The sequence below is a fragment of the Tannerella sp. genome, assembly GCF_052170195.1.
Taxonomy (GTDB): domain Bacteria; phylum Bacteroidota; class Bacteroidia; order Bacteroidales; family Tannerellaceae; genus Tannerella.
This window is the reverse complement of the sequence record NZ_JBQNAZ010000031.1, coordinates 23,774-34,355: the sequence shown is the minus strand read 5'-3', so window position 1 is coordinate 34,355 and position 10,582 is coordinate 23,774. Positions and strand designations below refer to the sequence as shown.

9 protein-coding genes and 1 tRNA gene are annotated in these 10,582 nt (G+C 48.1%); 5 read left to right on the top strand and 5 right to left on the bottom strand.

The window, feature by feature from the left end:
• Positions 1-181 precede the first annotated feature (181 nt).
• Together ACTTKA_RS08970 and ACTTKA_RS08965 are read right to left on the bottom strand one after the other, a co-directional pair.
• Positions 182-254 (bottom strand) — tRNA-Lys (locus ACTTKA_RS08970).
• A gap of 167 nt (positions 255-421) precedes the next feature.
• A complete protein-coding gene (locus tag ACTTKA_RS08965) occupies positions 422-2,581 on the bottom strand; it encodes an HRDC domain-containing protein (protein WP_442724773.1) in 2,160 nt (719 codons plus the stop codon).
• A 450-nt stretch (positions 2,582-3,031) separates the two neighbouring features.
• Between ACTTKA_RS08965 and ACTTKA_RS08960 the strand changes: the two genes are divergently transcribed.
• From ACTTKA_RS08960 to ACTTKA_RS08945, 4 genes are all read left to right on the top strand, one after another.
• A complete protein-coding gene (locus tag ACTTKA_RS08960; protein WP_442724772.1) occupies positions 3,032-3,256 on the top strand; it encodes a DUF4469 domain-containing protein in 225 nt (74 codons plus the stop codon).
• Between the two features lie 963 nt (positions 3,257-4,219).
• Positions 4,220-4,381: a hypothetical protein gene (locus ACTTKA_RS08955; RefSeq protein WP_442724771.1), complete on the top strand. Its 162-nt coding sequence runs from the start codon at positions 4,220-4,222 to the stop codon at positions 4,379-4,381.
• A gap of 256 nt (positions 4,382-4,637) precedes the next feature.
• Entirely contained in the window at positions 4,638-5,342 is a 705-nt protein-coding gene (locus tag ACTTKA_RS08950) for an SAM-dependent methyltransferase (protein WP_442724770.1), read from the top strand.
• 21 nt (positions 5,343-5,363) lie between these two features.
• Positions 5,364-5,936 (top strand): acyltransferase, encoded by a 573-nt coding sequence (locus ACTTKA_RS08945; RefSeq protein WP_442724769.1) that lies wholly within the window; start codon positions 5,364-5,366, stop codon positions 5,934-5,936.
• An 8-nt stretch (positions 5,937-5,944) separates the two neighbouring features.
• Here ACTTKA_RS08945 and ACTTKA_RS08940 read toward each other — a convergent pair whose 3' ends face one another.
• The 3 genes from ACTTKA_RS08940 to ACTTKA_RS08930 are packed head-to-tail and all read right to left on the bottom strand — an operon-like array spanning position 5,945 to position 9,906.
• Entirely contained in the window at positions 5,945-8,638 is a 2,694-nt protein-coding gene (locus tag ACTTKA_RS08940; protein ID WP_442724768.1) for a DUF5686 and carboxypeptidase regulatory-like domain-containing protein, read from the bottom strand.
• Positions 8,639-8,662: 24 nt separating this feature from the next.
• Positions 8,663-9,511: a carboxylating nicotinate-nucleotide diphosphorylase gene (gene nadC, locus ACTTKA_RS08935; protein WP_074449953.1), complete on the bottom strand. Its 849-nt coding sequence runs from the start codon at positions 9,509-9,511 to the stop codon at positions 8,663-8,665.
• 23 nt (positions 9,512-9,534) lie between these two features.
• Entirely contained in the window at positions 9,535-9,906 is a 372-nt protein-coding gene (locus tag ACTTKA_RS08930) for a DUF4783 domain-containing protein (protein ID WP_041590822.1), read from the bottom strand.
• A 196-nt stretch (positions 9,907-10,102) separates the two neighbouring features.
• Here ACTTKA_RS08930 and rlmH point away from each other — a divergent pair, with 196 nt between their 5' ends.
• Positions 10,103-10,576, top strand: a complete 474-nt coding sequence (gene rlmH, locus ACTTKA_RS08925) for a 23S rRNA (pseudouridine(1915)-N(3))-methyltransferase RlmH (RefSeq protein ID WP_442724767.1) — start codon at positions 10,103-10,105, stop codon at positions 10,574-10,576.
• Positions 10,577-10,582 lie beyond the last annotated feature (6 nt).

Genomic DNA, 10,582 nt, shown 5'->3' with positions numbered 1-10,582 from the left:
CACATCCATTATTAATGGTAAACGCCGAACAATCTATCGCGTAATTTGGGATAAAAGTAAACTCTTTCCTTGCAGTCGTTGTCCCAGGAAGACTTCAGGTGCATCACCCGCCCCCTCCGAAACGAAAACAGGGTCTTACGACAGTGCCGTAAAACCCTATTAAGAAACCTTTTGCATGATGTGACCCCGGAGAGACTCGAACTCTCGACCCAATGATTAAGAGTCATTTGCTCTACCAACTGAGCTACGGAGTCATACAATAACAAAGTCTTTTCCGACTTAGCGAGTGCAAAAGTAGAAGTTATTTTGTTTTCTGCAAACCTTTTTATCGCTTTTTTTTACAGAAGAACATCCAATCAATTGTTTTCTAACCGCTTTTTACTTATGAGCAGTCATACGTCGGCTTCGGCATGAAATGCTTTCACGAGTCGGTTTTTCGCCTCTTTCTTTTTTTCGTATGATCGGAAGGATCGATCAGTGAGCTCAGGCCGTATTTGCGACAATACTCGTTGATAATTTCCAGAAAGCGATCGCCGTATTTCTGTGTCTTAATCTTTCCGAATCCTTTCACACCCATCAATTCCTCGGGTGTTTGAGGGCGCATGTTGCATAATTCGATCAATGTTTTCGTAGCGGCTACGAGATAAGCCGGTGCGCCGGTTTCTTCGCACAACTCTTTCCGTAAGCCGGCCAGCAGCCTGAACAATTCCTGATGCTCCGTTTCCGTCTTCAACTCTTTATGGGCTGCCGCGTACGCGTTGACGGGGTCGGGAGGAGCGGTAAATGTAGCTTTCAGTTCGAAGTAGCGGGTTATGGAAAAACCATCGCCTATCCCCCCAATCAGATGTTTTTTATAGGCCAGACGAGTAAGGATCGTCGTCAGGGCATCGTTATAGTCACGTGCCGACGCACGGCTATCGGTGCGGGCGGGCGATTTCTCCCCTTCGGCGATGAGCGACGTCAAATGCGTAGCAAAATAATCCGAAGCAGCTCTGATGCGTTCGTTTGTCCGTTGAGTATCGGAGGTATGAAGAAGGTATTGCAGCTGTTTGCGGAACGTGGTTGTCACCCGGTTCAGGCGGTCGGTCTGATCCATCATCCGGCTGATGAAAGGAAGCGTTTCGTCATTGAAGGCGTTCTTCTCGTTAACGGTTTGTTCATAGAACCTTCGCATTTCGTAGACCATATCGCTGAAATTGAAGATATCAAACAACACCTGTTCATTGTAACGTTCTTTAAAAACATTGATTTGCGCCTCCAACTCGCGGGCCGAAGGTTTTTGCTGCACATAGCGGACGATGTGTCTGTCGACCTGCAAAGCCTGCGTGTTGAGGGGTGAAGAGAGGACGATGCCCTCGAGCGAGCGACAGCGACTGAGCGCCACATAGATCTGTCCCGGAGCAAACGCGGCCTGCGCATCGATGACGACCCGATCGAACGTAAGTCCCTGGCTTTTATGAATTGTAATAGCCCAGGCCAGCCGTAGCGGATATTGCGTATAGCTGCCGAGCTTATGCTCTTCGATTTGGTTCGTCTCTTTGTTGACGGTGTAATGAATATTTTGCCATGTTTCCCGCTTGACCTCGATCGGTTCATCGTCGGGATCGGTTTTTACCCGGATATGCTCTTCATCGATGTCGGTAACCACCCCGATTTTTCCGTTGTAGTAGCGGCGGGGAGTCTCCATATCGTTGGCGATAAACATCACACGTGCACCTTTCTTTAACTTCAATCGTTCGTCGTTCGGGAAACTTTTCTCCGGAAAATCGCCCTGTACCTGCGCATCAAAGTAAAAAATATCCCGGTCGATTTTGTCCAGTTCCTCATAATTGATACGGTCTGCTTTGGCATTGTGCGTCGTCAGCGTAATATAGCCGTCTTCGTTTGAAGGACGGAAATCGGCGATGTAACGGCTGTTAAGGCATTGTTCGCCTGCTTCCGTCAGGCAGTTATTGCGCACTTCGTTGAGCAGGGAGATAAACTGTTCGTTCGTTTGCCGGAAGACACGATCCAGTTCGATAAAAACGGGAGGCTGTTGCCGGACGACCTTGCTCTGAAAGAAATAAGGCCCTTCGTAGAACTGTGAGAGCAATTGCCATTCTTCGTCCGGCACGACCGGAGAGAGCTGGTACATGTCGCCGATATAAACAACCTGTACGCCGCCGAACGGTTCGTTGGCGCGATAACGGAAATGGCGCAACATGGTATCGACGGCATCGAGCAGATCGGCACGCACCATACTGATTTCGTCGATGACGAGAAGCTCCAGCTCTTGCAGTACTTTTCGGCGGACAGTCGTAAGTTTACTTTTCGCAATCAGGTTTTTCCGTCCCTGCGGGATCGGGGCGAACGGAGTGAAGGGCAGTTGAAAGAACGAATGGATCGTGACGCCTCCGGCGTTGATCGCCGCCACTCCCGTAGGGGCAATGACGGCCATCTGCTTCTGCGTATGCTCACGGAGATGCTTCAGAAAAGTCGTCTTGCCGGTCCCGGCCTTGCCGGTCAGAAAAACGGGACAGGCCGTTTGCTCGACGAACTTTTCAGCCAAAGCGTAGATGTCGACAGATGAGTTGGGATTCATACAGAAAGGTAGGGATTGATGCAGATTTATTATGTCGTCCGATTGTATTTTCACTTTGCAAAGGTACATAAAAAGCTCCCCCCCCTGTCTTTGGCAACATAAAAAACCGACGACGAATCGTTTTGAAAGAGAAAAGTCGAGGCGAAATTGAGTAATTTGCTCATTATCTAACTTGGAAAATTGTTATATCTTTGCACCGTTAAGAATAAATAAACAGGAACAGTCTTGATGAAAGGCAAAGGCATACAGATACTATCGATAACGCTACGGACGGACGCGCACGCCACACCGAACCGTACCTCACACCCTGACCCACGACCGATAACGCCTCAATTTACCTCCTCTTACTTGACGTTTATTAATACACACATAACAACCTCTTACGTCTCCGTATGTCGCATGCGGAGCGATGAGGGTTGCGCATCTTTTCATTATAAAAACAAAGCGATTATGAAAAAGACAGTTTTTCTCGCGGCCGACATCTGTCATTCGGCCGCCACCAAAGTCGTCGAAGGCGACATCATGGTCAACAACCCCTCGGAGCTGATGATCATCATCCCCGCCCTCCCCGCCGGGACGTATCAGTTGGAAGTAACGACGCAGTATTCGATGGGGAAGCAATGGTTGAAAGAACCTCGAACAAGCGTGTTCGAGAAGACATTAACGGTTAAATAATCAGTCCGGCATATTAGGGCGTCTAATAAGCACGTATTAGGATGCCTAATAAGCACGTATTAGGATACCTAATAAGCACGTATTAGGATGCCTAATAAACACGTATTAGGATGCCTAATAAGCACGTATTAGGGCGGCGCATACGTACCTGTCAAATTATGTCAGGCTTTCAGCCCTCCCAACGGGGTATGGGAATCGATACCCCACCCTTGCGGGATGGGGCTGAAATATGTCGGGCTTTCAGCCCTTGGGCCCATGCGAGCTAATCCCTTCGGGGTGTTGAATTGTTGAATTGTTGGCTGATTGCTGACAGCTGTAAGAGCCCTGAAAGGGCGTATTAATTCAGCCCAATGCGCAGCGAAGCGAAGCGTTGGGAAAAAAGGGCGACCCCCTCGGCGGAGGGCTGAAAGCCTGACGTAATTTAATTGTTAATTGTCAATGGTTATATACACGCCATGGCGGGCGAACACAAGGTTCGCCCCTACGCGGCATCCGATGGCTGAATGCTGAACAACCATTGACCATTCATTTCGTCCATGGGCCTCGGGCGGTGAGCCGACGGAGCAGCGAGCAGGACGAAAGAAAATCAGGCTGTCCGAAGCGAAGCAAGTTACCTGATTTTCCGACCTGCAAGCGTCGCGAAGGCGTGTGAAGCGCCCGAAGCCTTGACCTTTTGGTTACTTTTGGGTCAAGCCAAAAGTGACAGAAAAGGAGATTCTTCGCTTACGCTCTGAATGACAAATTAATGGTTAATTGTCAATGGTTAATTGTTATGCGTGGTACACGCCGAATCATGTATTTAGAAAATAACAATTGACAATGACTTTGTTGCAACGGTTGACGTCTGATTATCAAAAGATATGGGTGTATATAAAAAACAACCTAAAAAAATCAGCCATTTAATAATCAGCAATATAGAAAAATTGATGTTTTATTACAGGTAAAAATATATCACTGTTTTCTATGGATTTATCCGTTGCAACAAAGTCATTGACAATTAATTTCGTCCATGGGCCTCGGGTGGTGAGCCGACGGAGCAGCGAGCAGGACGAAAGAAAATCAGGCTGTCCGAAGCGAAGCAAGTTACCTGATTTTCCGGCCTGTAAGCGTCGCGAAGGCGTGTGAAGCGCACGAAGCCTTGACCTTTGGGTTACTTTTGGGTCAAGCCAAAAGTAACGGAAAGAGATTCTTCGCTGACGCTCTGAATGACAGGGGAAGGTAGTTAATGTAGGGGCGAACCTTGTGTTCGCCCCTACATTCATAAACAACTAAACAAACATCCAAAGAACTGTTTCTTACCCCGCTTTTTGCGGAAGCTCGCAGTATGTGAATCCGTTTTTTTATGTACTTTTGTGCTTCGTAAAAGATTGTTGAACAGAACATGGAAGCTGCTCTTTATCTGATTCCGGTCACTTTGGGCGAAACGGAACACTACAAAGTGCTACCGGCGTATAATCGCGAGGTGATTCTTGGTATCCGCCATTTTGTGGTGGAGAACATACGCACGGCGCGCCGGTTTCTGAAGAAAACGGAACCGTCGCTGATGATCGACGAGTTGCATTTCTACGAGTTGAACAAACACACGTCGCCGCACATGGTAGCCGGGTACCTGACACCGCTGGCCGCGGGCGAGTCGGTCGGGATAATCTCCGAAGCAGGCTGTCCGGCGGTGGCCGATCCCGGGGCTGATATCGTAGCCATCGCGCAGCGCAAAGGGTATAAGGTCGTTTCCCTCGTTGGACCTTCTTCTATTCTGTTGACAATCATGGGCTCCGGATTTAACGGACAGAGCTTTGCCTTCCACGGCTATCTGCCCATCGATGCGGCGCAACGCACAGCGCGGATCAAAGCATTGGAAGCGCGCATCTATTCCGAGAACCAGACGCAACTCTTTATCGAAACGCCTTACCGAAACAGCAAGCTACTGGAGGAGTTGGTGCGAATATGCAGGCCGTCGACCCGATTGTGCGTGGCCTCGAACCTCTCGTGCGAAGACGAAATGATACGCACGAAGCCCGTAAAAGAATGGGGCAAAAACGCACCCGACCTGAACAAAAAACCGACCGTTTTCGCACTCTACAAATAAGAAATCTTTCACTTTCAGCAAATGGAATATCAAGCACATGAAACAGCCGTTATCGACGGAGGATCCAGCATCGGACAGGGAACGAGAATCTGGCACTTTTCACACATCATGTCCGGCTGCACGATCGGCCGTGACTGCACGATCGGGCAAAACGTCGTCATCTCGCCGGGAGTATATCTGGGCAATGGAGTCAAGGTGCAGAATAATGTCTCGGTCTATACCGGCGTGACGTGTGAAGACGACGTTTTTCTGGGACCGAGCTGCGTATTTACGAACGTTATTAATCCGCGTAGCGCCGTCTCCCGCAAGCACGAATTCCGGCCGACTCGTGTAGAGAAAGGAGCGTCCATCGGAGCGAATGCGACCGTCGTATGCGGGTGCGTCATCGGCGCCTATGCGCTGATCGGAGCGGGTGCGGTGGTGACGAAAGATGTACCGCCCTACGCGCTGGTGGTAGGTAATCCGGCACGTCAGACGGGCTGGGTGAGCGAATACGGTCATCATCTCGACTTCGATGACAAAGGACTGGCCGTCTGTCCCGAAAGTCATCAAACCTATCGGTTAACTGACGGAAAAGTTACACGAGAATCTTAACGCCCGTCCTACTTCAACCATTGCAGCAAGGGCAGGCTGACGGTGAAGCCCACGGCATCGTAACGTCCGTTATTAAATCCGGCAAAAACACCGATCCGTCCGGCTTCCGAAAAGCCGACGGAGTACCCTGCCTCACTGTAATTCCGCCCCGGAATCCAGAGTGAATGCACGTGTAACGCTTCATCAAAAAGATAGTTTTGCATAAAACGTATATGCTTGAGAAGCAAATAATCGGAAGAGAACATCAGATGTCCCTGCAACCATTTGTCATTCGCCGCATAACGATAGTGATCAATCAAGTTGAAAGCCGTTTGCATCGGACGATCGATAACATACAGCTCACGGGTGATGAAGTGCTTAAAATCGGGCAAATAGAGTCTCTCTGCCGACGGAAAAATACCGGCATCGACTCCATAAAAGAATCGATTGAAAAGGTTCAGTTTGACGGTCTGCATCACACTGGCCGAGAACATCGTAAATGAGACATTCCGTGTATCTCCGAACGGGATACCTTGCCGATAATGGAAGCTAAAAGTCGGATAGTTGGAATACGCGTAGATTTTCCGCCCCTCCTGAATCCGATAATAATAGCGCGGCGTATACCGCAACTGTATACCGGCGATCCAAGCCGTATGATCAGGCATCGGAACCGAAGTATATCCGTGAGGGAGATTGGAATGCGGAGCCTCTCGGAAGATACGATAGGATGTATGGTTCTCGAGGGTTGACCGCCGTTCGTAATGCATCGTCGCCGACAGGCGCAGTCCGTTCGCCACATCAATGCGATGCGTAACGTCGGCAAACCGCATACGATACAGCTTGGCACTATTCGCGGCGAACAACAACGACGCAAAGGAGTTAATCAATCGGTTCGTACCGTTCTTACCCGCATAATCTTCTGTGATATCTCCACCCGAGAGTTCAAGCTCTCCATGCCGTATGGGATCGTAACGGAACGCCGTGTTCACTTGCCAAACAAGCGCCTTACGAGCTGTTGTGTAATAAATCTCCGGAGAGAAAGTAATTGATCTATCGAGAGGGAGATCATTTGAAGAGGAAGAGATGACGACTTCGCCCGAAGCGCCTTTCGGCTTCTTTCGCGTAAAGTCCATCTCGAAAGTAAGGCGCTGTCCGATCCAAAAGCCGTCGACAAAATTGTATTCCGGTACTGCCCGGAGCAGACCGCCATATCCAAGCCTTGCCCGCTTGCCCAACTTGATCTTTTCACCCATCAACAATGCCGACATCCATTTCCCGAACGTTCGCCCTTTCAGCGAATCGCTTTGGTTCTCTTTCCGGATTTCATTTTTCAGACTGTCCTTCCATCGGTAGCTGAGGACTTCATCTGTCTGCAATGGCTGCGTACGTATTTTCTTCCAGTAGTTGGTATCACGTAGCAGGGTCAGCGAATCGCGCGTAATACGAACGGTGGAGTCCCACGATTGAAGTTGAAGACTTTTTCTTTTTTCTTTGATTTCGGGTGTCTCGGCAGCGTCCTGCATCAATTGTGCCATCCTGTAAGCGTCGCGGGTCGTCAGTTCCTCCTTGGCTGCCAACTCCTCCAGTTTTTTACGGGCTTTCAACTGTTTCTTCGTCGTTCGTTTCGTTGCGGGCAACACCGACTGTACAGGGAGCATCGGCTGCGCGGCCTGCGCTTGTTTCTCGTTCACATCGACCTGTCGATATTGAACCGAAGAATAGTATTTCCCTTCGACCTTTATGCCGAGCATATTGATCTTCATACTCATATCATAGGCCGTGGGCAACCACACATCGGGTTTGACTTCATGAAACGACACATGATTACGCAAACTCACTCCCATCTGTTTAACGGTGAAATCGATATGTTGCAGATTCCATGTACCGTCCAGAATATAAAGCCATCCATTCACCAACTGCGTGTTGTTCTTCTTCGGTAAAACCCTGATTTTGTTGATCACCCGGCTACCCTCGGTCGTGACGCCTTCCAACACGAATTTGTAGTACGTGAAAGCTCCCGGAGCCAATGGCGAGGTTACGCCGAACAGTTCGGGGGCGTACACGTTGCTGGTCACGACATTCATCGCCATTTTTTCATCGTCGAACTCGGCAGGAATCGACGAAGACAATGCGACAACTTTCTGGTCGTAGGTATTCGGCGCTTTAAATTTCACCTCATTTTGCGACTCCATTAGAAAGAGCTTATTCGAAAGGTTCTTTATCTTCGTCTTCTGCTCCCCGATAAGGACAGAGCCCAAAGACGGCAGCTTACCCGTTTTGAGAGTCCCTTTGATATAGACATCCGCCTGATAAGCTTTAACTTGAAAACGATAAAAAGGAGCATGTGCAATTGCCTTGCGCATAATGGCATATGCAGGATCCTCCCCTCTCCCATCGACAACGACTTCCCCCAATGAATACGCTTTCTGTTGCAACGTTATTCGCAGAGGCGTTTCGGAGTCGGAAATGGTAAACGGAAGGATTTGTTTTTCGTATCCGAGAGCCGAAAATTCCCCCACATAACGCCCTTGCTCCAAATGCGACACAAACTCACCTTGCTCATTGGCGACAATGCCTAATGCAATCTCACGAATATAAACCGTTGCGTACGAGACAGGTCGTCCCTCAGTATCGGTAATCGTTCCCTTTAAACTTTGCGCTTGTGAAAAAACGGACGAAAAACATAGCCCCACCAAAGAAAAGAGAAGAAGAAGTTTTCGCATATCACATGCCAACCGCTCCACTCTTTACACGGCTTTAAGACTCATGTCAAGACTTTGGATAGAATGAGTCAGTGCCCCTACCGAGATATAGTCTACTCCGCATTCGGCATAATCGCGTAGCGTGTCGAATGTAATGCCTCCTGACGACTCCGTTTCATAACGACCTCCGATACGCCGTACCGCCTCACGAGTATCCGACGGACTGAAATTATCGAGCATGATGCGATCTACTCCTCCGACCTTCATTACTTCGTCCAATTCTTTGAAGTTGCGGACTTCAATCTCAATCTTGAGTTTTTTCCTCTTTTCTTCCAGATAGCTCTGTGCCCGTGTAATGGCCTGCTCGATCCCTCCGGCGAAATCGACATGATTGTCTTTCAGCAGAATCATATCGAACAACCCGATGCGATGATTGACTCCCCCTCCGATACGTACAGCCTCCTTCTCAAGCATGCGCATGCCCGGAGTTGTTTTGCGCGTATCCAACACCCGGGTCTTCGTGCCTTCAAGCGCTTTCACGTATCGGCGCGTCGTCGTAGCAATGCCGCTCATACGTTGCATCACGTTCAATACCAATCGCTCTGTTTGTAGAAGAGACTGCACCCGGCCTTCGACCGTAAACGCAATATCTCCTTTCTTCACTTCGGCCCCATCGCAGATAAAAATATCCATTCGCATATCGGGATCGAAATGCTTGAAGATACGTTGCGCCATCTCTACACCGGCCAATACACCGGATTCTTTAATAATCAACCGACTCTTACCCATCTCGGTCGAGGGAATGCAACACAGGGTCGTATGGTCGCCATCGCCGATGTCTTCGGCGAAAGCGAGCGTAATCAGTTCGTCAATCAGTTGGTCTGCACTTTTCATTTGAATAATCCTGTCTCTTGCACTTATTCGATACGTATCGACTGAATAAGTGGTTTACCTTCTTTCACTATATACGTAATATTTACACGAAATTCTTTCGTCGATGTCTGCAACTTCCCGACAATAAACCCGCAGTCGCTTTTATCGGCATGATGTGCGACGGTAAATCCGGACGGTTTATTGGATTGGAAGAACTGAGTAAGAACAGCCGTCGCATCAGCTCCGCTACCTTTTTGCGAAACATTAGGGACCGCAATATCTACTTCCGAGTTCATATTATTCGCTAACATTGTGGCATCACCATTCTTAAATGCGTTAGATACCAGCGTAATGTCTACAGCTTGCATACTCAAGACAGAGAGAGCACATACGAATATAAAAACCAATTTTCTCATTGCTGTTTCCTCCTTACTTTAATATTCTTAATTACAAAAGTATCTATTATTTTCAAAGTCGGGCGTTAAAAATGGAAAAAACGCTCCCAAAATAAGTTTAGAACGCTTTCCATCAGCAGATTGCATTCGGTTAGTTTTTTTTATGGATTTACAGTAAAAAATATGTCTTATCTTTACTCGGTCAAATTAGAATCGAATGAATATTGTACTTTTAACAGTCGGTAAAACGGAGGCTTCCTATTGGAAAGAGGCTCTGGCAGAGTATCAACGGCGCTTGCAGCATTATGTACCGTTTGAATTGCAAGTGCTCCCGGATATAAAAAATACAAAAAATCTGACGAAAACTGAACAAAAAAACCAGGAAGGTGTTTTAATACGAAAAGCATTACAAACTGGTGATTGGTGCGTATTGTTGGACGAGCAAGGAAAAGAATACACATCGATGGAGTTTGCAGCTTATTTAGAAAAAAAAATACAAATCGTATCGAGGCGTCTTGTTTTTGTCATCGGCGGACCGTATGGGTTCAGTGATGAGGTGTATCAGATAGCATCCGAGCGTTTATCGCTTAGTAAGATGACTTTCTCGCATCAAATGATTCGTCCGATATTTGTCGAACAACTTTATCGAGCAATGACGATTCTTCGTGGTGAACCATATCATCATCCGTAGGAAACT

What these genes read in the sequence shown, in the direction of transcription:
- ACTTKA_RS08940 (WP_442724768.1), bottom strand. Translation starts at nt 8,638, where the DNA reads ATGCGAAAACTTCTTCTTCTCTTTTCTTTGGTGGGGCTATGTTTTTCG.
- rlmH (WP_442724767.1), top strand. Translation starts at nt 10,103, where the DNA reads ATGAATATTGTACTTTTAACAGTCGGTAAAACGGAGGCTTCCTATTGG.
- ACTTKA_RS08950 (WP_442724770.1), top strand. Translation starts at nt 4,638, where the DNA reads ATGGAAGCTGCTCTTTATCTGATTCCGGTCACTTTGGGCGAAACGGAA.
- ACTTKA_RS08955 (WP_442724771.1), top strand. Translation starts at nt 4,220, where the DNA reads ATGGATTTATCCGTTGCAACAAAGTCATTGACAATTAATTTCGTCCAT.
- ACTTKA_RS08945 (WP_442724769.1), top strand. Translation starts at nt 5,364, where the DNA reads ATGGAATATCAAGCACATGAAACAGCCGTTATCGACGGAGGATCCAGC.
- nadC (WP_074449953.1), bottom strand. Translation starts at nt 9,511, where the DNA reads ATGAAAAGTGCAGACCAACTGATTGACGAACTGATTACGCTCGCTTTC.
- ACTTKA_RS08960 (WP_442724772.1), top strand. Translation starts at nt 3,032, where the DNA reads ATGAAAAAGACAGTTTTTCTCGCGGCCGACATCTGTCATTCGGCCGCC.
- ACTTKA_RS08930 (WP_041590822.1), bottom strand. Translation starts at nt 9,906, where the DNA reads ATGAGAAAATTGGTTTTTATATTCGTATGTGCTCTCTCTGTCTTGAGT.
- ACTTKA_RS08965 (WP_442724773.1), bottom strand. Translation starts at nt 2,581, where the DNA reads ATGAATCCCAACTCATCTGTCGACATCTACGCTTTGGCTGAAAAGTTC.